The organism is Povalibacter sp. (assembly GCF_036520495.1).
Classification (GTDB): Bacteria; Pseudomonadota; Gammaproteobacteria; order Steroidobacterales; family Steroidobacteraceae; genus Steroidobacter.
The window spans coordinates 15,493-36,650 of record NZ_DATDJO010000068.1 but is presented as its reverse complement, the minus strand read 5'-3'; the positions used below and the strand labels follow the sequence as shown (position 1 = coordinate 36,650).

Below are 21,158 nucleotides of genomic sequence, written 5' to 3'. Positions count from 1 at the left end.
GTGGGCGGCTACGCAGGGTATCGCGATGGCAAAGGCAGTCGCATGTACGGACATCATGAATGGCCAGCACTGCTGAGCGGATGTTGCAATCGGTTTCGGGCTCGATCGAGCAGTTCCAGGACTTCCCGATCGGCGGTCTGAGAAAAATCCCGATACCACTCACTGACCGACACGAGGTAGGGGGGCGGAATCGTGCACACCACTTCGTCGGCTTCGTTGCGCAGCAGTGCAAGCGCAGTCACCGATGCGACGGGCAAGGCGGCGACGATCCGTCCGGCGCCGAGTTCGCGAACGGCGCGGACGGCAGCACGCATGCTGGCGCCCGTCGCAGCGCCGTCGTCAACCAGGATGCAGGTCATGCCCCGGACCGGGACCGGTTGTCGATCCTGCCGGTAAAGCAATTCGCGCCGGCGCAGTTCCGTTTGCTGTCCCGCGATTTCGTCGGCGAGCTGTCGCAAATGTCGGGGCGGTTCCATGTCCTCGGCGTTCATGACTGTTACTCCGCCGGACGAAATGGCGCCGAGTGCAAACTCCGGTGCACCGGGCGCCCCGAGCTTGCGGACCACGATCACATCCAGCGGCGCATCGAGCATGTGCGCCACTTCGAACGCCACCGGGACGCCGCCGCGGGGCAGTGCCAGTACGACGACGTCGCTGCGTCCGCGATAGTGGATGAGCAGCGTCCCGAGCTCGCGCCCCGCAGAGGTCCGATCAGCGAATCGGTTCATGTGCTGAACACCTGCGCAGAGCATGCGCTCCGGCGATATGGTTTTCGCGTGCGCCTATGAATGTGTGCATCCGGGCCCGACCAGTCTAGCCGCGGCAGTCGCAGGCGAAAGCGCGTGAAACCCTGAGCCTGTCGGGGGTACTGCTTAGGGTTGGGGTCTGGCGCGACGCCCGAAGGTGTCTTTGCCAATCTCGAATGCACGAGCCTGGAGGCGACGTCGCCTGCGCCGGATGGATCGCGCCAACGGGTCCAGGTCTCCTGCCAGCGAATCCTCCGGATAGCCACGGCGGAATTTTCGGATTGCCTGCCGCAGCATCCACAGATCGTGATCGACGCCCAGAAGTTCGCTGATTCTGTGCACCCTGCGCTGCAGGCGCGAGCCAGCCGGGAGCACGTCGAGCTGATACTTCAGGCACTGCACTCGCCGACGCCACCGGTGGAGTGTCGCGGCGGTGCGCTTTCTGCTCGCTAGTTTCATGTCGCGACCGGTCCGGCGGCAGGTCCTGCGCATCCCGCGCAGCAGGTCGCGTGGGCGCAGGTTGGTATCGCTGCGGGCGATGCCATCCGCGGCGCGCATCAGATCCCGCCCCAGACTCACAAGATCACGAGACAGGCCGTCCGGGACGCGGTCACGCTCATTCAGCAGAGCCTGGCGCAGGCCGCGCACGCCAGCGTTGACATGCACATGCTGCTCGCGCAGCAGATGCTCCAGGGTGTCGGAAACGACTTTCGCATCGCGCGCTTTGGCCAATGAGCTCGCCAGTTTCCTGATGCCGTGTTTCTGACTCTTGTAGTTGGCTGTCGGCAGCCCGGTGCGCAGTAAGCCGAGGGCCGCGCGGGCACGCTTCAGGTTCTTGCGGGTTTCGTGGACCGCTTCGTGGTCCAGCGCGTCGGGGCGCAACAATGCGCGGACCGCACTTTCCACATGCTGCCGATAGGCATGCATGACGATCTGAGGGGATGAAGACTTCATGGGACTGGTTGCGGCGAGCGTCGACAGTTAGGGGAAGCGCTCTTTCGGATGACAGGATGTGTCTTTCGCAGTCGCCGGCACTCGGGGGATCTACGTGGCCGCTGGGGGTTTGTGCGGGTCGGCGCCGAATCTCGCCCGCGCTGAGCTGATGGTGCGATCGAGTGCGCCGCAAGTGTGTGCATCCATCGCGTGAATTCACAGCAGATCGGTGTCGAGGAAGGCCGCAAGACGTTTGCGAATACGCTCAGGTACATTCTTTCGATCACCAGCGCCAATCTGAGCAACATGCCGTTCCTGCCGCTGATCGCAGGGCTGCTGCTGTGGGTGTTTGACGCATCGCAACCCTCGCTGTCATTACCGCTGCATATGTCGCCGCTGCCGAGCGACCAGGCACTGGTTCTATCGCACCGATCCACGTATGTGACGGGCGCGCGAAATTACCTATGTCTTCGCAGTATCCCTGCTTCTTGAACCAGCCGGGCAGGTGCAATCTATCGGCGGCTCTCATTCAAGAAGAGGAGAGAAAGATGACGATCAATCTCAAAGCATCATTGCTGCTCGCGATGGTTGCGCTGTTCGCGGGCCCGATAGCTGACGCCGACACACCGGCTGCCGTGGACGAAATCAAGGCGGCTGTGACGCCAGGTGAAATCGCGCTCACTGGCAGTGAAACGAAGACGATTCACAAAGGAAGCGAGGCGAAGAAGTATCGAATCTGTGTAAAGACGGAGAAGGATGCCGCCCCATGAAGGTGATGTACGACGGCCACGAAACCATTCTCAATCCGGGCGACTGCCAGGACGTCACGGGCAGGAAGATCGAGGCTACGCCGGAGCACGCACTGATGGGCGACTCGCACATTGTCGCCACGTTCCACCATGTGAAGGACAAGAAGTGAACGATTCGAGACCGGCGCCTGGAGCGTCGGTCTCGTTTCCCGGTTCGTAAAGCCAATGGTCGGTGTCGCATTTCGATGCCACGCGTCGCCTGATCAAAACGACCACGAAGTTCGATCGATGTTCGGCCGGCCCCGATTCATGGAATTCACGAAGGAGCATAGTTCTTTGGGGGTAAAGAACTCTACGTAGATAGTAGATTTGAGGGATCTGCTATCGGTGATAACGTCGACATGCTGCAACCGGGCAGTACTCCACGCCGGGATTTGTCTGCATGTCGATCTCAACCAGAAAGAATCCATCACCTTGCGAAGGCTCCGACGATTTGCCGTCTGGTCGAGACAATTTCGTCGGCGAGCGCGCCACTGAAATCATCAATTCGGCGCCCAGGATCCAAACCATGCGCGAAGTGCACCAGACAGCGGACGAGCGCATCGTCGCATTTGGTCCGTTTCAGCTGAACCGGACCACGTGCACTCTGTCGAAGGGAGGCACTACGATCCCCGTGCGCAGCCGCGCCATGGGGATTCTGATGGCGCTGACCGACAAAGCAGGCGACATCGTGAGCAATCGTGAGTTGCTCCGGCGCGTATGGCCGAATGTGGTCGTGGAGACCGGAACCGTGCGCGTCCATGTGGCGCAGCTGCGTACAGTCTTGAGAAAAGCGGATCCCGGCAACGACTACGTGCACAACGTGACCGGGCTGGGCTATCGATTCGTCGTGCCCGTCGTTCGTCAGCGTCGCTTCGCGGACGATGCAGTGATTCAACTGTTCGATCAGGCGACGCACAAACCGCCGCCATCGCAGCCGGGGCGCAGAAGCAATCTTCCGCAGCGAATAACGTCCGTGCTGGGGCTCGATCAGGCGAAAAGTGAGTTGCTGGGGCTCCTGGCGAATAGTCGTTTGACCACTGTGACCGGGCCCGGCGGCATCGGCAAGACGACAGCGGCGATCGTCTGTGCGGAGTCGATCGCCCAGATCCATGCGGATGGAGTTCTCTTCCTCGATCTGGCGCAAATCGAGCGATCGGAACAGATCTGGACCAACCTTGCCGCGATGCTCGGCATGTCTGCAGCGACTGCCGCGCTTCAGACGGAGGTCCTGACTTGCCTGGCCAGACAGTCGCTATTGCTGGTGCTGGACAATTGCGAGCACGTTGTCGATAGCGCCACGCGACTCGCTGAAAGCGTGCTGCGCGCTTGTCCACAGGTGAGAGTACTTGCCACTAGCCGCGAACCCCTACGCGCCAGCGCGGAGGTTGTCTATGAACTTGCGGGCCTGGACTTGCCGGCGGCATTGGATGGTCGGTCCCGCGAAGCATTGATGCGCTATCCAGCGATCCAACTGTTCGTGGAGCGGGCAGGTGCGGAATTCAATGAGCAGGAATTATTGTTGGTCGGGCAGATATGCCAGCGTGTGGCGGGCAATCCGCTGGCTATCGAGATCGCAGCGGGGCACTGCCGGTGGGCGGGCCTGACGGCTCTCGCGGTGGATCTTGACGATGAAATGTATCTTTCCATGGAGGGACGGCGAACGTCTCATCTGCGGCACCAGACATTGCGTGCCAGCCTCGATTGGAGCTGCGGCCTGTTGACGAACGAGGAACAAACCACTCTCCAACGCTTGTCGGAATTGCCCGGCCGCTTCAGCGTTGGTCGTGCCGCGGCGGCCGTCGCGAATGAGCATCTTCCGCGTCGAGTCGTTGTCAAATCTCTCCTTAACCTGGCTCGGAAGTCACTCCTCGTCAGGGATACTTCCGGCCAGGATGTCATGTATGGAATGCACGATCTGGCCCGTGCCTATGCTCGAAGCAAGCTTCATCAGGCGCAGGAGAACTCGTTCAGCAAAGGCGGCAGAGCGAACATATCGCTCGAGGCGAATGTCGAGCAGAGCCGCAAGTTTGTCGGTCTGTGGCAGTCGTCGGACCGACAGATTTCAGTAAGCAGCTCGTAACACCTGTTCTAACTGCCTGGAGGCATCATGGCGGCGTCTTCTTTGAGGAAGCCTACACATGTTTCGACCTGAGCTGCCCGATCCGCCTGACAAATTCTTGTCGTACAAGGCGTGGATCCAGCTTTCGAACTCCGCAATGAGTGGCTGGCAAGCTCTGTGGATCGGTCGTGACAGGGTGCTGAGCAATCTCGATGGTGCCATCGAGTTTCACGAGCGAGAACACGCGCAGCTCGCAGCAGCGTATGAGGAGGAGCGTCAGCGATACCGGAAGGCCCATGCAGCATTCGCAATTGTCAGTGCCGGGTCCAACGCAGAACGCGACTCCGTGGCGGTCGCGTATCGGCATCTGCAAGCAGCGGTCTGCGTCTATGACAAATTGATCGATCGCCGGCTCAAGGTCGAGAGGAAGTTCGAGGTGTGGATGGATCTGCATGGCTTCGCAGGCAAGCCCAAAGGGCGCGACGCAAACCGAAAACTCTCGCAACGGCGCCTGCTCCTGCGTCAGGAGCGGGAGAACGCGTTCAACGATCGACTGACGCTAGGCCGGATGCTGGTGAATATCAGGAAGCGATTGGAAGAATGCGATCGGTGCCTCTCTGAACAAGGAACACCGGGCGGCGCGGTAGTGGCGCGCGGAAGCGACGGCGCGTTCGGGAACATCGGCGAGCTCAACGAATACCTCGCGCGGTTCGCCTCGGCTTCCGACTCCGTTGTAGTAACCGACTGTCGGCAAGTCGAACGCTGACCTTCTGGAGCACGGCCAGCGACATGACAAATGGCTCCGATCAAGCGTCGCCGGAGACGATCGACGACCTCATGGTCTTTGGCCCGTTTCAGTTGGACCGCACGCGCTATGAACTGCTCGAGGTTGGTGCCTGCATTCACCGAAGGGTACGAAACCGCCGAGCTGATCGCTGCGCGAGAGCTGATTCAGCAGTTGGCGTCGGTAGATTGTTGAGTCGCATGTCAGGGTCGTGCGACGGAGCCGTTGCCCAGCGGCGGAACTTCACACCTGTTAAAGCCCTCATCGAGCAGGATCTGCGTATTCGACGCGGATGGTTGCATTCGCGATTCACCCAATCTTTCCATGGAGAAGCAGTCATGAATATCAGTAATCGCATGCGGGCGTGGAGCGTTGTCGGAGCCGCGTGCGCGGTGTTCAGTCCGGTGGGGACGATCATTCAGGCGGAAGAGATCCCAGTTGCAGCAGATACGGATGGATGCCGCGCGGAAGTGTGGCGCGTAGTCGTCCCATCGATGGGCGGCAACCCCAGGTTCACTCCACCGCCGCGGATCGAGGTTCGCAGCGTACTGGTTTGCGACGATACGACCTTTGTGGAACTTCAACAGCGCGCGGGCAATGATCGCTGAGGTCATGCCCCGCCAAGGCGTGCGAATACCTTTATGCTGATGGCCAACTGCCTGTGCGGCCAACTGATCGAGTGAAACACGAGCGATAGATCACTTCCGTCTTGACATGGGGTTGCGCTGGCATCAGATGAATCGATCTGGCTGGGGAAATAAGCCGAGCGCAGTCAGCCGGTGCTCCTGGTTCATCAGCGCATGGGCGCGTGCGCAAGCGAATGTTCGAAGTGGCGCGCAGGTGCAGCCCGTTGCTCGTGAGATGTTTGTGCGATATTCGCCAATGTCGTGTTCGCCCGCATGCTGTGCGTGTTGCCAGAAGTGGATATATGAGCGATGACGACGTACGAACTGTTGGATTGCATCGCGGATTCGGTCAATCCAACGCTCGGACTGCTGGCGCTGTCAGTGCCATGGCTGCGAGACTATCGGATACAACGTCCATCGTCAGGGACGCGAATCGCAGGCGCAGTGATGTGTGTGGGCATCGCATATGTCGGTCAGGCGATCGATCGATTCACGGGAATCTGGCCGGCGCTCGGCCTCGACTACAGCGCTCACTCCGCCGTATGCGTGGCGTTGCTGGTTTCACTCGGTCACCTCAGTGGTCGATGGAGACTCGCGAGTGTTGGCGTCGGAGCGGCCTATGCTGCTGTGATGATGTATCAGGGCTATCACACCTTCGCCGATATCGTCACAACAGCGATGCCGATCGGTCTCGCGTGTATGGTGGTGTGGCGCTGCAGGCTGTTACGCGATCGACCAACACGTTCGATGAGGTGAGGCAGCCGCTGGAAGCTGGCGGCGGCATGCCGCCAGCTTCTGTTCGTCAGCAGGTCAACGATCGTCACCGGATCGCGCCGGCGCAAACGCGTCGTCCTCAATGCCGAGCTTCGCCAGCGCGTCCTTGAGAGCCCTCTCCCTGCAGTTTTTATACGATGAGAGCACCGGTCGATCGTTGCGCGCGGCGACCGTGCATACGCGACGGGCAGCCCGGCCTATGCGCTCGCGCAGTTCGGCGCGGTCTGCTGGCGATTCCATGCTGAGATCCTTGTAGCGTACGGTCTCCGTCACCTCTTCGGTGTTCCTGGCGCTTGCGAGGCTGCTGATAGTGCTCAGCGCGCCTGCAGCGAGCGCCGTGCATGCTATTGACAGCGCTCTGAGATAGTTTCGTTTCGTTCGGAAGTTCACGATGGTTCCTCGGTTGAAATCAGCAGTGTCCCGGTTGCCGACCTCGCGTTCGGCGGACACATAATGCGTCGAGTGATGTTCAATCGCCGTTAAGAGCGGTGAAGGGTTGCAGATGCACTGTTATGGTTGAACCAGCAAACAATCGCCGATGCGTACGTTGCTGCCCGACGAACTCGCGAACGAAATCGACTGGCCAGGCATCTCCACCGTGGTGGGCAGGTTCGTGCCGGAGCGGATGATCGAGGAGCGTAGTCAAGGTGTGGGTTGTCTGGTTATGGCCCAGGCTGCGCAGTTTGGAGCTGATGGCGTCTGGTAAGAGTTGCAACGACGGGTTGTTTCCAGCTCTTAACACTTGTTGCCTCCGGGCCAACGCATGCTGTGCACGAGTGGAGGGGCAGGCTGGTGGCTCATCGTTCAAGGCGCTTCGCAGCTGTCCGCGAACGCGTCGAGGTTGGTGTGGCTGCGTTAGCGAGATTGTTGCGGGCCTTCGGCTCGCTGGCGAGTCGTGCGCTGCCGCCTTCACCACGATATCTGCCGTCGGCATCGTTTCGTGAGCATCTGGCGGGATGCATTCCTGCCTCGCCGCTTGTCATCGTTCAGACGCACTGTGGATTGAAGCAAGGGTTGATCGTCGATGCGCGGACCTGACATGACTCCGACCTGCAACGAATCGTGGCCGCTGCCCGGCGACAGCATCATCGCCTTTGGTCCGTTTCAACTCGATCGCATCCGATACGATCTGCGCAAGGACGGAGCGTCGATTCCCATCGGTGCGCGCGCCATGGCCATTCTGCTCGAACTTACGCGGAGCCCAGGCGAAATACTCAGTACTCGTGAGTTGCTGCGGCGGGTATGGCAGGACACTGTCGTAGAAGAAGGCACGGTGAGAGTGCATGTGGCATTGCTCCGTAAGAGCCTGCGCAAGGCCGACCCCGGCGAATATGTTCAGAATGTGACCGGCCGCGGCTACCGCTTCATCGCTCCGCTGCGGGGACGGAATGAGGCTGTAGCTCGCGAAGGCGGCGATCCGCTGGAGCCAGAGCCGCCGGTCCGGGTACACACCCTTCCTTCACGAATCACCTCCGTCATCGGGCGCGAGCAGGTGATTCTCACGTTGGTGGAGAAGGTGTCGGCACACCGCTTCGTCACCATCACCGGCACGGGTGGCAGCGGCAAGTCTACTGTCGCGATGGCAGTCGCGCAGCAGCTCGCCGCGAGGTATGCCCATGGCGTATGCCTGGTTGACCTGGCTGCAAGTACGGAAGCTCGTTTCGTCGCTAACGCGCTCGCATCAGCACTTGGCGTGGCGCCACTAGCCGCGGATCCTTTGCCCCATGTGCTCGAGTGTCTGTCGAAGCGGTCGTTGCTGCTCGTCCTGGATAATTGCGAGCACGTGATCGAGGCAGCTGCCCGGCTCGTCGAAACAGTGCTGCGCAGCGCATCGAGAGTTCACATACTGACGACCAGCCGCGAGCCGCTGCGAGCAGCAGGCGAAGCGGTTCATGACCTTGCCTCACTCGAAGTGCCGGCGGAACATCGTTCATACACGCGCGCTGCGCTGCTGCGTTTTCCTGCCATTCAACTGTTCGTGGCGCGGGCGGAAACTTATGCCGGCGTCGGCTTGAATGACGAGGAGTTGCGCCAGGTTGCGGAGATCTGCCGGCGGCTCGACGGCAACCCGCTCGCCATGGAGATCACGGCGGCGCACGTGCGATTGATCGGCGCGAGCTCGTTGGTGGGGAGCCTGGGGAATGAACTGCTGTTGTCGATCGACGGACGCCGTACTGCGGAGCGCCGGCATCGCTCGTTGCGAGACACTTTCGACTGGAGTTACGGCCTGTTGTCCTTGGCCGAACAGGCAACCTTTCGCCGACTGGCGGTGTTCGCAGGCTGGTTCGACGTCGATTGCGCCGTTGCGACGGTCGCCGACAGCGCTCTGACCGAGGTCGCAGCCTTCGAAAGCCTGATGGGTCTCGCGCGAAAATCTCTGGTGCAAGTCGATACCCGTGGTGAGGCGGCTGCATATCGACTGCTCGATCTGCCTCGGACATATGCACGCGAAAAGCTCGTCGAAGCGGGCGAAGCGGATGTTGTTCGCCACCGGCATGCACGGATGTGGTGCTCAGTCGGCGCAATGCAAATTCACGGCCACGTGCGGCGCGGGGCTGACTGGGTTGGTGTGTTCGGCCCGCGCATCGACGATCTGAGAGCTGCGACGCGATGGAGCTTCGGGGCCTCATCCGGCAGTTCCCTGCGCGTCAAGCTGACCCTCATGTCGCTGTGGTTCGAGTTCGTACTCGCGGCGGAGTCTCCGGAGCAACCAGTCTGGCCCGATCTGTACGCGTACATCCTGCGGGGCGGCGAAGGGTCATTGCTGTCCGGCCTCGGCGAGTTTCTGCAAACTTCACGGTGCTGGAAGGAAACACCCGTGCAGGGACTCACGGTGTTACAACAGATCGATCACGGCCGGTCGGAGCAGAAGAGCGCATTGTGGAGTCTCTGGTTCGAGCGTGTGATCAAGCGCGATTATCGAATCGCCATCAATCTCTCCGCTGCGCTTCGCGAACGCGGCAGTGACGGGCGCCCTCACGAATCCCCGCTAATGGATTGCCTGCTGGCGCTGGCGTGGGGCTACGCGGGTGACCAGGGATCGGCATGCCGGCACGCGCAATGGGCGCTCGCCACGTTGTCATCGGGAACGAACGTGGGGCCTGCGGAGATATTGTTGAAGTGTCACATCTACACTGTTATCGCTCGTTCTTTGTGGCTACGAGGTTTCCCGGATCAGGCCATCGAGGCCGTGGGGCAGGGCGTTGAGGCGGCGCTGCTCGCGGGCAACCCGAGCATGCTATGCACGACGCTGCTGATTGCGACCTCTATTGCGATCTGGTGCGGCGATACGGTGTCAGCCACGGAGTATCTCGAGCGCCTGCACGTGCAGGCCTCGGCTCACTCGCTGGAGTACTACGAGCTATGGGCGGACTGTCTGCGCATGATCGTGAACACATCCTGCGGTTCTCAGCCGATCGAGTCACTGCAATTGTCCGTGGACCCGCTCAGCACTTCGCAATACCTCGATATCCTTGCATCGCTGCGGGAAGATCTCGTCAGTCGCGATGCGATGGTGCGCGCAGAGGCGGGGCGAAGTGGCTGGTGCACGTCGGAGATCCTGCGGGTGAAAGCCGAGCGTCTGATCAGGGACAGCGGTCACGAAGCTTTCTCATGCGCGGAAGCGTTATTGACTCGGGCTCTGGAGATCGCGCGACGTCAGCACGCGCGCTCATGGGAGTTGCGAGCGTCGATGAGTCTTGCACGCTTGTGGAAGGATCAGGGACGGGTGCGAGAAGCGCAACAGCTGCTGACTGCGGTGTATTCCATGTTCACCGAAGGGCTCGGCACCGCCGATCTGAGGGCGGCACGCCAGGTGATCGGGCAGCTGGCGGAAGAAACAGCGAAGCCAGCGAGTGTTCACACCTGTTAATGCTCTTCTCCCGGATGATTCGGAAAGACCCGGATCATTCCAGGAAGACGTAGAGGAGCATTGCAATGAAACGATTGTTGGCCGCAGGTTGTCTGCTGTTTGGATTCGCCGGGACCTCACCGCATGCCGCCGAGGACGTGAGTCAGGGCGATCGGATGAGGTCCTGCCGAGAGGAAGTGTGGCGCGTGTACGCGCCTTCGAACGGCCCGAAGAGTAACTGGTTACCCCGCTCGCAAAAACGTACCGTCCTGGTGTGCAGCCAGCGGGTCTTCGCGCAGGGCGCAGATCAGGTGTCCGGCAACTCCCGGCAAGGGGAGGATCGATAGCCGATCGGATGTACAGTGTTTCCGCCCGTCGCGACGAAGATGACGGGTGTCAGCTCGTCGAGGCAGCTGTCACGGGGCGCGCACATTCCACCCGTTCGTGCGCGGGACGACCCACGTCGGCGCGGAGTCCCCGCGAAAGGCCGATCAGCTACACGACGAGGCGACGGGCGGAGCCTTTCCCAGTGCCATGTCCTCACCACGCGGTTCTCCTCAGACTTCGAGGATGCCGCGTTTGAGCGCTAGCATCACGGCATGGGTCCTGTCCTTGGCGCCGAGCTTTGCGATGATGCTTTTCATGTGCGCCTTCACCGTGCTTTCCGTGACTTTCAGGGTCTCTGCAATCTCGCGATTGGCATTGCCGCGCGCAAGTTCCCTCAGGACTTGTACTTCGCGAGGCGACAGGACGTCGTCGCCGGCGTGCTGCGCGAGTTCGAACGCAATCTCGGAAGGAACCACGCGTCGTCCGGCGTACACGGAGCGAATCGTTTCGCGAAGTTCCTTGCGCATCATCCCCTTGAGCATGAATCCGCGGGCCCCGCTCTTGAGTGCGCTCATTACTTGCGCATCGCCGCGATAGGTGGTCAGGATCACGATCCGCGCATCGGGCCATTCTGTCAGGATCTCCCGAAGCGTCTGCAACCCGCCCATGCCCGGCATCCGCAGATCCATGAGCGTGACATCAGGGCGGTGCAATCGGAATTGCTCGATGGCGTCGCGGCCGTTCATCACTTCGGCGATCAGTTTCATGTCAGGCTGCTCGCTGAGGGCAGCTTTGATACCGTCGAGCAGCAGGGGATGATCGTCCACGGCCATTACGGTGATGACATCCGGGATATCGCTGTCGGTCACGTCGGATCCTCCATGGTCGCAGCGCCATAGTGCTTGCGCCTGTTCCAGCGCGGGCTGGCGGCCTTGCGATAGGCGAGCTTCGAGGGAATGTGCAGCTCGAGCGTCGTGCCAACGCCCGGTTGACTGGAGACGAGGAGCTTCCCATGGATTTTCTCAGCGCGTTCTCGCATCCCTTGCAAACCCCAGCGACCGGGTTTGTCGTGCGACGGGTCAAAGCCGCAACCGTCGTCAACCACCCGCATCTCGAATCTGCGGCGCCCGAACACGACTGTCGTGGCGATGTGGGTGGCGCTTGCGTGACGAAACGCGTTGATCAGCGCCTCGGTCCCGATGCGGTACACTTCTTCCTGCACCGCCGGATTCAACTCGCGCGCTGCTCCATCGGTTTTTGTCTGATAGCTCACCGCGTAATCCCGAGACAGTTCGTTGCCCACCATGGTGAGGGCCTCGGTCAGTTTCAAGCTGGAATGGGCGCGTAGTTCGGAAACCTTGTCCCGCCCCTCGGCCAGTATCCGATCGCCGCGATCCAGCGATTCCTCCATGAGTCTTCGGGCAGGGTGCCCTTCGGGAATTCGCTCGGTCGCGGATTGAAATCTCAACATCAGGCCATGAATGCCTTGTAGAAACGTATCGTGCAACTCGCGCGCGATGCGTTCTCTTTCGAGCAGGCGCTCCTCGTTGCGCGATTGCAGCCGAGCTTTCACCTGGCGCATTCTTGATGCGAAGAGTAGCCACAGCACCGCCGCGCCGCTCGCCACGCACACCACGATGAATTTGCGAGACTGCAGGAACGTTGGCGGGATCTCGAAGTCCACGCTCGCTCCGGTTTCGTTCCAGACATCGGAGTCATTCGAGGCAATCACCTGAAACCGGTAGGTTCCCGGGGGCAGTCCCGTGAACTGCGCCTCTCGGCGCCTGCCCGCGTCCTGCCATCCAATCTCGGAACCTTCGAGGCGGTATCTGAAATGCACGCGTTCGGGAATTGCATAGCTCGTAGCGGTGTATGCGATCTGCAGCACGTGGGGCTTGGTCGAGAGTTGGAGTGTTGCAGTACCGGGCGCTCGTGCATCGACGCGGGTACCATCCACGGTCATCGACTTGATGTACACGCTGGGAACAATGGGATTGGGGGAGGGCCATCGCGGTGCGTGAGACACCACACCGTTGCTCGTGGCGAACCAGATACGCCCGTCACTGGTTTCGACCGCGGATGGCAGGGGACGCACATCGGCGCCCGCGCCCGGCACGCCGTCGAGGTAGTTGAACAGCCGGAATTTCGGCGGGCGGCCGGCGGAAATGTCTCGGACCCCGGTTGCCGGAATGAGCACAGCGCCCTCCGTCGTATTCAGCCACAGATCACCGACGGCCTGCTCGACGATGCCATTCACAAGGGCAAAGGCATGCCCTCGTTCGCCGGCTACTGAATGAAACCTGCGACCATCGAACCAGTTCAATCCTTTCTCGCCGCCTATCCAGATATTCGAGCCGCGAACACTGGTCACCAGCACGGGTCCGACCGACAAACCATCGGCTGCGTCGTAGATGTTGACCTGGTCGTGGTCGACCACTGCAAGCCGATTGTCGGGGTAACCAAGCCATAGGCGTCCCTTGGAATCCACCGCGAGCGTGGTCGCCGTATCGTGCGGCAGATCGGCGAGCCCGCCCCACAGCGTCCAGCGGTTGTCGACCACGCGATATACGCCGACCCTGACTACGGAAACCCACAGTGTCCCGTCGGGCTGGCTGACGATCGCTGATATGCCCCCGGCATTTTCCGCATCGTCGGGGCGCCACTCGATCCATCGATCGCCCTGTCGGTGGTAGATGGAGCCGTTGGATCCGCCGAGCCACACCTTTCCCGTGGCGTCGCCGTGCAACGCATCGATCTGCGATGCCGGCGAGCTCATCGACTCCCGCTTCACGTCGCCCTCGAAGCGGTGAAGGTCCCCGGTGAACGTACCGATCCATACGGAACCATCCTTCGTCGCGGCGAGCGCCGCGGTGCCATAGGAGGTGTTCGCCAGGGGCATTTTCACGAACGCTGACGAGCGAAACTTGTCCACGCCGCCGCTGGAGACAGCCCAGACATTGCCCTCGCGGTCTTCAAGCATCGCACCGGTCAGTTCCCCCGCCAGGCTCAACTGATCGATGCCATCGGGCGTCGCCCTCGCAGCGCCCGTCAGCGGCATGCGCTTGACGACGCCCCATGCGGAAATCCATAGGTTTGAATGCCGATCGATCAGGATGTAGGGCAGTGCTGCTTCGGAGTCGAAGCCATGCGTCCGCCACTGCGGCCGCACCGGCGTGCCCGGCTCAGGCAGTTGCAGCTGCGTCAGTCCGGTGCCCGCATGCGCCAGCCAGGCCAAACCATCCGGTGACGTCACCAGGTCTCCGCTCCAGACCGTGGAGGTGAGCTCCAAACCCTTCTCGAAGCGGAGGCTGCCAGCTCGTAAATAGAACAAACCTTTTGTCGACAGTACCCAGAGCGTGGCGTCACGGTCCACGGCCAGATCGATGATGGCGATTTGCGGGATCTGCCAATTCTCGTCCATCGGGACCCATTGCTCACCTTGCAAGCGCAACAATCCACGAGTCGTGGCCACCCACATCTGGCCGTTGCCATCCTGGGCCATGCTCGTCCAGGAATGTGCCGGCAGATCTTCGTTCAGCGAGTATGTGCGAACTGTGCCGTCGCCGATGAACGTCGCGCCACCAAACACGTACGAGACCCATAGTCCATCGCCGGGCGGCGCCCAGATGTTTGCGATTTTCTTCGAAGGCAACGGCGTTGCACCGACACGCTCGATGTGCTCAAACTCGACCCCGTCGAAGCGAAACAAATCGCCATTCGCCAGAATCCAGATGTAGCCATCGCGGGTCTGGACGATCTGGCGTGCGTTCGCCGGTGCGCCGTTCGGTACCGTCCGTTGCGAGTGGTGCAGCTGGGAAAGCGGTACCTCGGGATACAGTGCGAAGGCGGGCGAGCATGACAACAGGCTGAGCAGCAAACCGTACGTACGAGCCTGCACCCCGGGCCGCCGCTTTTGCTTGTGGGTCGGATGCTCGCCATGCAGTGGGGTCGATGAGGGCGAGCGGGAGCGGATGCTGTTGATCATGACCCTGGGGAAGCGATGTGAATTCTCACGGCCCAATCTACCTGCAGTGGGTCAGCTCAACATTACCCTTTTGAGCAATCGGTTCGTTGCGGGGAAGTTGAGGCGCCATCCGTGGCCTCGAGACTGACTTACGCCCTGGCGCAGGCCCATCGTACGCGCAAGCCTTGCACCGTGCGAATACCCGAGCCGCCACGAACCACGAGGGGATTGCCGTCGAGCTCCAGACTCGGCAGGCGCCGGGTCAGCGCCGCGAGTCCTTCCTCCAGCTCGAGCTTCGCCAGAGCTGCACCCAGGCAGCGATGCACTCCATTGCCGAAGACGAGATGACGGCGAGGCAGGTCGGAGCGCCGGATGTCAAACCGATCAGGCTCGCTGTAGACATCCGGATCGCGCATGGCCGCCAGCGTCGACAACGAGAGGATCTGCCCACGCGGCAACGACCATCCATCCAGGGCGATGTCATCGAGGGTCACGCGCGGCACGGATCCCACGAAGGGCTCGTACCGCAGGCATTCAAATACCGCGGCTGGAATGAGCGCAGGGTCGCCGCAGACGGCTTCCCATTGGTCCCTGTTCTCCAGAAGCAGTGATGCCTGGATCGCAAGCGCACTTCGCGTGGTGTCGCTGCCGCCGAGCAGGATCGTCATCATCTGCACCACTGCCTCTACGTTCGACAACTTCTCGGACGTGTCGAGCGCGAGGGTGTAGGACGTGAGAAAGTCCTCGCGCGGACGCTGGCGACGGTCCATCAGCAAGTCGTCGACGTACGCGCTGAGGTCTCCAGCGGCGTGCTGCATGTCTGGAACATCCTCTTTGGTGAACGTGGAGCTGAATGCGCGCGAGAGGCTGTACACGCATCGCGTGAACTCGGGTATGTCGGATTCAGGCACGCCCAGGATGTGGCAGATGACGCGCGCAGGCAGCCAGTTGGCAAAGTCCGCGATGAAGTCCATCTCTCCGGTCTCGTAGCGGGCGTCGATGAGTTCTTCGGCGATAGCACGCACGCGTGGGCGAAGGTCGCTGATGAACTTGTGCGCGAAGGCCCGTGCGAGCGGCAGGCGTCGTTGCCGATGCGCAATGCCATTGCTCAGGACCATCGTGTACTGCAAAAAATCGCGCAATGGACCGTCGACGACGCCGCGAGTCTCGGCGATCTCCGTTTCCATTTGCCTGGTGCGTGGATCGGTGAGCAACTGCTCCACGTCGCGGGCGCGGATTGCGATATAGATGCCGTCGTCTCTCTTCAACAGCGGTGTGAGTGGACGGTAGCGACGGAAGATCTCATGAGCGTGCGAGTGGAGATCGGCGGCGCTTACGATAATTGGCTCGGACATGGGAAATCTCACGGTTGGTTTGAGTCGCCCGATGTGGCATTGGGGGCCAAGGGGCGGCGATGGAGCTGCGGCTGCCACACGAGCGGTGGGGCGCGGCTAATGTGCCCGCCTGCGATGATCGACGCGCGTTAAGAGGCGTGAAGTTCTGGGACGCCGCAAGGCGCGGCCAATCACACTCTTTGCGAGTTGTACCCGGCACGAGACCAGGAGTCGCTCACACGACCTCGCGTTTATGTTCCAGCCGAACCTGATCGAGCGATCGCGCCCAGCCTGCTATCCAGTCCGGCATCGGTTCCGGCGGGACGATGTTTCCCAGTGCAGCGACTACATCTGCGGTTGCGATGGTCCCGGCGGAGTTGCGTATCACAGCCCGCACGGCGGCCTGGGCCACAAGCTTGCGGTTTGCGTCGTTGCGTACAACGCGGTGGTGCACGAAGAACGTACGCTCGTCCCAGCCGATGAGCCGAGTCTCGATGACGAACCTTCTGAATGGCAGCAACGAGCTGTAGAACTGAATCGTCCCCGCCACGACCACGGGCCACCACGCCTGGCGGCGGAAGATAGAAACGTAGCCGGAGCGGATCGCGTGGTCCGTGCGCGCGACATCCATGAGCGAAAAGTACTTGCCGTTGTTCACATGCCCAAGCAGGTCGATGTCGCTGGGCATCACGATGAACGGGGTCGAGCAGCACTCGGTCACGAGCATGCGTGAACGGCGCCAGCCGAGTGCAAGTATCAGGAGCAGACGGATCCAGAGATTCAAGGTAAACCTCGCACGCTGCGATTGAATGGGTCCGCGGGGGGAAACTCAGCGCGGCGTTTTGCACGCCCCCGTGCGGCATCGAGAGGAAAATGATTGAAGCCAGGCTTCGGTGGACGACCGCCAGGTCATCGCGACGAATGTATCTGCGCCTGCCGTCGCGGGCATTACCCCAGCAGCGATCATCGGCTTACCCTTTAGAGCTATCGGCTGCGGGCATGTGCATCGTCGTTATGCGTCATACGCCTGTCGTTACGCCTCTTAACACCTGCTGCGGCGAGGCGGACGTACCTTCCTTCGAGTCGAACTCGAAACGATGGAGCGAGGAAGCAACGCGCACGGCAGTACGTCGCCGGACCTGCTTGAACGTTCAACCGTACTGAGCACGACAACAGCACAAAGGAATTCATCACCCGGCCGCTCGACACGGTCCGCTTCTTGAGACTCCGGCCCCATCATGATCCGTGCGAATCTGCTCGCCTTCATCGGCACCGCCTTCATCCTGACGGTAACACCGGGTCTCGATACCGCCGTTGTGCTACGCACGGCGGCGCTGGAGGGGGCGCGGCATGGCATGGCTGCCGCGCTCGGCATCGGCGTCGGATGTCTATGCTGGGGCGCGGCAGTAGCACTGGGGCTCGGGGCCATCCTGCTTACATCGCCGGGCGCGTTCCTCGCATTGAAGCTCACGGGTGCCGGTTACCTTGTCTGGTTCGGTGCCACTCTGTTGCTCCGGCCGCGGCGGTCAATGTCGGCGGTGACCGTAGCAGACATCTTGCCGAGCAGTTCGCTTTGGCTATCGGCCAGACGCGGCTTCACCACGAACATCCTCAACCCCAAGGTGGGTTTGTTCTATATCACTCTGCTTCCTCAGTTCGTTCCCGCTGCGGCGTCAACGGCAACGTATTCCTTGCTGCTTGCTTGCGCTCACGTCGTGCTGGCGGTGGTGTGGTTCATTGCGCTCGCGGTGATGGCCGACTCCATGCGTCGGCACCTGGGCCGACCCGGCATGCTGCCATTTATGGACCGGTTGACGGGCGGCGTGTTCGTCAGCTTCGGATTGCACCTGACTCTCACTTAGGGGCCTGGGTCAGTCTTGGAAACGGAGATGCAAATGCTTGCTTCGATTCGACGAAATATCCACCGCCGGGTCGGCATTGCGCTAGTGGGGCTGGTCGTCAGTCTGTCGTTGCTCGATGCGTTCCTTCAGTTCACTGGTCCGCCGGCGCTGGTGGAGGCGTTCATGCGAACCGGGCTGAATCCGAATTCGGTCCAACGGTGGCGCTCGTGACCCCCAGTTGTGCGCTCCTGTTGGCCTTGCCCGGAACGTCGACTCCGGGTGCGATCCTGACCACCGCATTTCTTGGTGGGGCCATCGCTACTTACTTCCGCATCGGCGAGACGGCTCGGCACCTCAACTTATCTGCCTTGCGCTGGGTGTCGTTCTGTGGGCGGGGCTGTACCTACGCGCCAGGTGGTTCGTCGCGCGGCTGTGGTACAGGGGTTCGACAGGGGCGGTTTGGGTCCATGGGGTAGCATCGCATGCACGATTACAGCCACCAAGATCAGTTCGAACAACGGAGGTCTCCTGAGCCACGTGCGATTGCCTGTGCACTGAATCTGCAGGACGCACAGGTCTTGCATCCGCGTATCCCGCGCAAGACTCTCGCTGCACTTGCCGAAGATGCGAACGCGCCGCTAATCGACGAACGTCACCTTGAGTCGGGCGAGGCACAGCGAGATCCGGTTGTGCGACATCTCTTGCTCGCGATTCGGCCGACGTTGTATGCGCAGGGCCACGCCAGCGAAGTCACCCTCGACCGTCTCGTCATGGCCCTTGCAACTCACGTAGCGCATACCTATGGCGGCATGCGCGCGAGATCGGACGCAAAGATTGGCAGATTGGCGCGCTGGCAGGAGCAGCGCGCCAAAGAACTGCTCGCTGCGAATCTGACACGCGGTATCACGCTCGCGGATCTGGCGAAGGCGTGCGAATTGTCGATCCGCCATTTCACACGCGCATTTCGTGGATCGACGGGCATGTCGCCGCACGGGTGGCTGTTACAGTTGCGGATCGAGAAAGCGAAGGGGTTTCTGACGGGCTCCCGTCGCATGTTGGCAGACATCGCACTCGAGTGTGGTTTTGCGGACCAGAGCCACTTCACCCGCGCATTTCAGCGCTCAGTGGGCTTGAGTCCAGGCGCGTGGCAGCGCCAGCATCGGCGCTAAGAACGCTGGCGAAGCCACGGCCCGTTTGTTCAACGAGCGTCCCGTTCGTTCAGGATGGACGAACCTCGTTTCGCGAGCATCTCCTCTCCGCAACAACAAACCGGAGAAGCGTCATGAAGAACACTCGATCCATCCTCGCGGGCGTAGTGGCAACGGCTACGCTGAGCACGGCAGCTGTCGCGCAATCACCGGCAGCCTCACCGAACGGCGGTCCCGCCCGGAACGTCGTGCTGGTGCACGGTGCCTTCGCCGACGGCTCCGGCTGGCGTGGGGTCTATGACGAACTGACCCAGCGCGGCTACCGGGTCACGATCGTGCAGAACCCGCTGACTTCGCTCGGCGACGACCTCGCTTCGACGCAGCGCGTGCTCGATCGACAGGACGGCCCGACCATTCTCGTCGGCCACTCCTGGGGCGGGACGGTCATCACCGAAGCCGGCACGCACTCGAACGTGGTTGGCCTGGTCTACGTTTCCGCGCTCGCGCCCGATGCCGGCGAGTCGACGGCGCAACAGTATCAGGGGTTCGCATCGACGCCGGAGTTCGTCATCGAAACGCACAAGGATGGGTTCGGATTTCTGAGCCTGCAGAAGTTCAAAGCTGGTTTTGCGCACGACGTCAGCGATGCGGATGCGGCATTCCTGCGGGACTCGCAGGTGCCGATCAATATGTCGGTCTTCGAGACCAAGGTCAAAGCCGCGGCGTGGCGAACCAAGCCGAGCTGGGCGGTGATCGCCAGCGAGGACAAGGCATTCGATCAAGCCATGCTGGTTCATATGGCAGAACGCATCGGAGCGAACATCACGAAGGTGTCCGCCAGCCATGCTGTCTTCATGACACAGCCGAAGGTGGTCGCGAGCACGATCGACCGCGCCGCGAAAGAAGCCGGACTGAAGGTGAAGCAGAAGTAGTCAGGACCTGGGCTGGCGCAGGCGGAGTCGCTCGGCTCCGCCTCTCGTGCCCGGGGCGACGCATCCCGCTGCTGCCGTGCTCATTGAAGGAAGATCGCCATGAGTGCCTTGAACCGCGCGCTGACTGCGACCGCAGTGTCTATCGCTCTTGTGCTTGCCGCCTGCAGCGCGACGCGCTCGATGAGCGAAACCCGGGGCGCTCGCGACCGCGCCGGTGTGGTCGGCTTTCAGCTCATTCGCAACGCCACGGTCAAGATCGACTATGCCGGCACGACCTTTCTCGTCGATCCGATGCTCGCCGACAAGGGGGCTTATCCGGGGTTCCCGGCAACTTACAACAGCCACTTGCGCAATCCACTGGTCGAGTTGCCTATCCCATTGAGCACGGTGATGGACGTGGATGCAGTGATCGTCACGCATCTTCATCCGGACCACTGGGACGATGCAGCCAGGCGTCAACTGCCGAAGTCCACGCCGATCTTCGTGCAGAACGAGCAAGACGCTGAGACGGTACGTAAGGACGGCTTCACCGACGTTCGCGTCCTCGCAAACGTCGGAAGCTTCAACGGCACGCGCCTCATTCGCGTCGGCGGACAGCACGGCACCGATCAACACATGGCCAAACTCGGGCACCTGCTCGGAACCGTGTCGGGCGTGGTGTTCGAGCGTCCGGATCATGCAAGTTTATACATTGCAGGCGACACGACCTGGCGTCCGGAGGTCGAGGCCGCGATCGAGAAGCATCGCCCGGATGTGGTCGTGCTGAACACCGGTTATGCACACATCACCGGATTCGACGGCTCGATCATCATGGGCAAAGAGGATCTCGCGCGGGCACGCAAGCTGGCGCCGGATGCCGTGCTGATCGGCGTGCACATGGATGCCGTGAACCACGCAAGCCAGTCGCGCGCCGAACTGATTCACTACATCGCGGAGCAGAATCTGGACGCAACCCGCACCCGCGTGCCCGCGGACGGAGAATCGTACCGCTTTTAATGAGCAGACGATTTTCTCCCCGCTCGCCCTGAGCGCCGTGACCGCAGGGAATG

At 61.5% G+C, this 21,158-nt stretch carries 21 protein-coding genes; 13 read left to right on the top strand and 8 right to left on the bottom strand.

What is annotated here, in order from left to right; all coding sequences use genetic code 11:
- Nucleotides 1–53 precede the first annotated feature (53 nt).
- Nucleotides 54–728: a phosphoribosyltransferase gene (locus VIZ63_RS23415; protein ID WP_331612238.1), complete on the bottom strand. Its 675-nt coding sequence runs from the start codon at nucleotides 726–728 to the stop codon at nucleotides 54–56.
- 144 nt (nucleotides 729–872) lie between these two features.
- Nucleotides 873–1,673: a CHAD domain-containing protein gene (locus VIZ63_RS23410; protein WP_331612462.1), complete on the bottom strand. Its 801-nt coding sequence runs from the start codon at nucleotides 1,671–1,673 to the stop codon at nucleotides 873–875.
- 216 nt (nucleotides 1,674–1,889) lie between these two features.
- Here VIZ63_RS23410 and VIZ63_RS23405 point away from each other — a divergent pair, with 216 nt between their 5' ends.
- The 5 genes from VIZ63_RS23405 to VIZ63_RS23385 all read left to right on the top strand — a co-directional run bounded on the left by VIZ63_RS23405 (nucleotide 1,890) and on the right by VIZ63_RS23385 (nucleotide 5,295).
- Nucleotides 1,890–2,171 (top strand): hypothetical protein, encoded by a 282-nt coding sequence (locus tag VIZ63_RS23405; RefSeq protein WP_331612237.1) that lies wholly within the window; start codon nucleotides 1,890–1,892, stop codon nucleotides 2,169–2,171.
- 56 nt (nucleotides 2,172–2,227) lie between these two features.
- Entirely contained in the window at nucleotides 2,228–2,449 is a 222-nt protein-coding gene (locus tag VIZ63_RS23400; RefSeq protein ID WP_331612236.1) for a hypothetical protein, read from the top strand.
- On the top strand, nucleotides 2,446–2,598 hold the full coding sequence (locus VIZ63_RS23395; RefSeq protein ID WP_331612235.1) for a hypothetical protein: 153 nt from the start codon (nucleotides 2,446–2,448) through the stop codon (nucleotides 2,596–2,598). Before VIZ63_RS23400 ends, VIZ63_RS23395 begins: the two co-directional genes overlap by 4 nt.
- A 503-nt stretch (nucleotides 2,599–3,101) precedes the next feature.
- On the top strand, nucleotides 3,102–4,550 hold the full coding sequence (locus VIZ63_RS23390; protein WP_331612234.1) for an ATP-binding protein: 1,449 nt from the start codon (nucleotides 3,102–3,104) through the stop codon (nucleotides 4,548–4,550).
- A 58-nt stretch (nucleotides 4,551–4,608) separates the two neighbouring features.
- Nucleotides 4,609–5,295 (top strand): hypothetical protein, encoded by a 687-nt coding sequence (locus tag VIZ63_RS23385; RefSeq protein ID WP_331612233.1) that lies wholly within the window; start codon nucleotides 4,609–4,611, stop codon nucleotides 5,293–5,295.
- Nucleotides 5,296–5,516: 221 nt separating this feature from the next.
- Here the strand turns inward: VIZ63_RS23385 and VIZ63_RS23380 are convergent, their stop codons facing one another.
- Nucleotides 5,517–5,927, bottom strand: coding sequence for a hypothetical protein (locus VIZ63_RS23380; protein WP_331612232.1), 411 nt, complete (start codon nucleotides 5,925–5,927; stop codon nucleotides 5,517–5,519).
- 321 nt (nucleotides 5,928–6,248) lie between these two features.
- On the opposite strand from VIZ63_RS23380, the gene VIZ63_RS23375 reads away from it, so the two are divergent.
- Entirely contained in the window at nucleotides 6,249–6,695 is a 447-nt protein-coding gene (locus VIZ63_RS23375) for a hypothetical protein (protein WP_331612231.1), read from the top strand.
- A 54-nt stretch (nucleotides 6,696–6,749) separates the two neighbouring features.
- Here the strand turns inward: VIZ63_RS23375 and VIZ63_RS23370 are convergent, their stop codons facing one another.
- The gene (locus VIZ63_RS23370; RefSeq protein ID WP_331612230.1) at nucleotides 6,750–7,163 is read right to left on the bottom strand and encodes a UrcA family protein; all 414 of its coding nucleotides are present in this window, start codon (nucleotides 7,161–7,163) and stop codon (nucleotides 6,750–6,752) included.
- 88 nt (nucleotides 7,164–7,251) lie between these two features.
- Between VIZ63_RS23370 and VIZ63_RS23365 the strand changes: the two genes are divergently transcribed.
- Nucleotides 7,252–7,419 carry a hypothetical protein gene (locus VIZ63_RS23365; protein ID WP_331612229.1) on the top strand — a complete coding sequence of 56 codons (168 nt, stop codon included), beginning with the start codon at nucleotides 7,252–7,254 and terminating at the stop codon, nucleotides 7,417–7,419.
- A 333-nt stretch (nucleotides 7,420–7,752) separates the two neighbouring features.
- Complete coding sequence (locus VIZ63_RS23360; protein WP_331612228.1) at nucleotides 7,753–10,584, top strand: ATP-binding protein; 2,832 nt, start codon at nucleotides 7,753–7,755, stop codon at nucleotides 10,582–10,584.
- Nucleotides 10,585–11,120: 536 nt separating this feature from the next.
- Here the strand turns inward: VIZ63_RS23360 and VIZ63_RS23355 are convergent.
- The 4 genes from VIZ63_RS23355 to VIZ63_RS23340 form a co-directional block, all read right to left on the bottom strand.
- Nucleotides 11,121–11,723, bottom strand: a complete 603-nt coding sequence (locus VIZ63_RS23355) for a response regulator transcription factor (protein ID WP_349261265.1) — start codon at nucleotides 11,721–11,723, stop codon at nucleotides 11,121–11,123.
- A gap of 32 nt (nucleotides 11,724–11,755) precedes the next feature.
- Nucleotides 11,756–14,875, bottom strand: coding sequence for a sensor histidine kinase (locus VIZ63_RS23350; protein WP_331612226.1), 3,120 nt, complete (start codon nucleotides 14,873–14,875; stop codon nucleotides 11,756–11,758).
- 128 nt (nucleotides 14,876–15,003) lie between these two features.
- Nucleotides 15,004–16,209, bottom strand: a complete 1,206-nt coding sequence (locus VIZ63_RS23345; RefSeq protein ID WP_331612225.1) for a cytochrome P450 — start codon at nucleotides 16,207–16,209, stop codon at nucleotides 15,004–15,006.
- Nucleotides 16,210–16,423: 214 nt separating this feature from the next.
- Nucleotides 16,424–16,972 carry an acyl-CoA thioesterase gene (locus tag VIZ63_RS23340; RefSeq protein ID WP_331612224.1) on the bottom strand — a complete coding sequence of 183 codons (549 nt, stop codon included), beginning with the start codon at nucleotides 16,970–16,972 and terminating at the stop codon, nucleotides 16,424–16,426.
- 454 nt (nucleotides 16,973–17,426) lie between these two features.
- Here VIZ63_RS23340 and VIZ63_RS23335 point away from each other — a divergent pair, with 454 nt between their 5' ends.
- From VIZ63_RS23335 to VIZ63_RS23315, 5 genes are all read left to right on the top strand, one after another.
- Nucleotides 17,427–18,050, top strand: coding sequence for a LysE family translocator (locus VIZ63_RS23335; RefSeq protein ID WP_331612223.1), 624 nt, complete (start codon nucleotides 17,427–17,429; stop codon nucleotides 18,048–18,050).
- Between the two features lie 33 nt (nucleotides 18,051–18,083).
- Nucleotides 18,084–18,260: a hypothetical protein gene (locus VIZ63_RS23330; RefSeq protein ID WP_331612222.1), complete on the top strand. Its 177-nt coding sequence runs from the start codon at nucleotides 18,084–18,086 to the stop codon at nucleotides 18,258–18,260.
- 458 nt (nucleotides 18,261–18,718) lie between these two features.
- Nucleotides 18,719–19,198: an AraC family transcriptional regulator gene (locus tag VIZ63_RS23325; protein WP_331612221.1), complete on the top strand. Its 480-nt coding sequence runs from the start codon at nucleotides 18,719–18,721 to the stop codon at nucleotides 19,196–19,198.
- Between the two features lie 113 nt (nucleotides 19,199–19,311).
- Nucleotides 19,312–20,109 carry an alpha/beta hydrolase gene (locus VIZ63_RS23320; RefSeq protein ID WP_331612220.1) on the top strand — a complete coding sequence of 266 codons (798 nt, stop codon included), beginning with the start codon at nucleotides 19,312–19,314 and terminating at the stop codon, nucleotides 20,107–20,109.
- Between the two features lie 99 nt (nucleotides 20,110–20,208).
- Nucleotides 20,209–21,105, top strand: coding sequence for an MBL fold metallo-hydrolase (locus VIZ63_RS23315; protein ID WP_331612219.1), 897 nt, complete (start codon nucleotides 20,209–20,211; stop codon nucleotides 21,103–21,105).
- The last annotated feature ends 53 nt before the right edge of the window (nucleotides 21,106–21,158 follow it).

Bases quoted from the DNA above. Each gene is read 5' to 3' on its own strand.
- VIZ63_RS23415 (WP_331612238.1), bottom strand. From the start codon at position 728: ATGAACCGATTCGCTGATCGGACCTCTGCGGGGCGCGAGCTCGGGACG.
- VIZ63_RS23410 (WP_331612462.1), bottom strand. From the start codon at position 1,673: ATGCATGCCTATCGGCAGCATGTGGAAAGTGCGGTCCGCGCATTGTTG.
- VIZ63_RS23400 (WP_331612236.1), top strand. From the start codon at position 2,228: ATGACGATCAATCTCAAAGCATCATTGCTGCTCGCGATGGTTGCGCTG.
- VIZ63_RS23395 (WP_331612235.1), top strand. From the start codon at position 2,446: ATGAAGGTGATGTACGACGGCCACGAAACCATTCTCAATCCGGGCGAC.
- VIZ63_RS23385 (WP_331612233.1), top strand. From the start codon at position 4,609: ATGTTTCGACCTGAGCTGCCCGATCCGCCTGACAAATTCTTGTCGTAC.
- VIZ63_RS23380 (WP_331612232.1), bottom strand. From the start codon at position 5,927: ATGACCTCAGCGATCATTGCCCGCGCGCTGTTGAAGTTCCACAAAGGT.
- VIZ63_RS23375 (WP_331612231.1), top strand. From the start codon at position 6,249: ATGACGACGTACGAACTGTTGGATTGCATCGCGGATTCGGTCAATCCA.
- VIZ63_RS23365 (WP_331612229.1), top strand. From the start codon at position 7,252: ATGCGTACGTTGCTGCCCGACGAACTCGCGAACGAAATCGACTGGCCA.
- VIZ63_RS23360 (WP_331612228.1), top strand. From the start codon at position 7,753: ATGACTCCGACCTGCAACGAATCGTGGCCGCTGCCCGGCGACAGCATC.
- VIZ63_RS23355 (WP_349261265.1), bottom strand. From the start codon at position 11,723: ATGGCCGTGGACGATCATCCCCTGCTGCTCGACGGTATCAAAGCTGCC.
- VIZ63_RS23350 (WP_331612226.1), bottom strand. From the start codon at position 14,875: ATGATCAACAGCATCCGCTCCCGCTCGCCCTCATCGACCCCACTGCAT.
- VIZ63_RS23345 (WP_331612225.1), bottom strand. From the start codon at position 16,209: ATGTCCGAGCCAATTATCGTAAGCGCCGCCGATCTCCACTCGCACGCT.
- VIZ63_RS23335 (WP_331612223.1), top strand. From the start codon at position 17,427: ATGATCCGTGCGAATCTGCTCGCCTTCATCGGCACCGCCTTCATCCTG.
- VIZ63_RS23330 (WP_331612222.1), top strand. From the start codon at position 18,084: ATGCTTGCTTCGATTCGACGAAATATCCACCGCCGGGTCGGCATTGCG.
- VIZ63_RS23320 (WP_331612220.1), top strand. From the start codon at position 19,312: ATGAAGAACACTCGATCCATCCTCGCGGGCGTAGTGGCAACGGCTACG.
- VIZ63_RS23315 (WP_331612219.1), top strand. From the start codon at position 20,209: ATGAGTGCCTTGAACCGCGCGCTGACTGCGACCGCAGTGTCTATCGCT.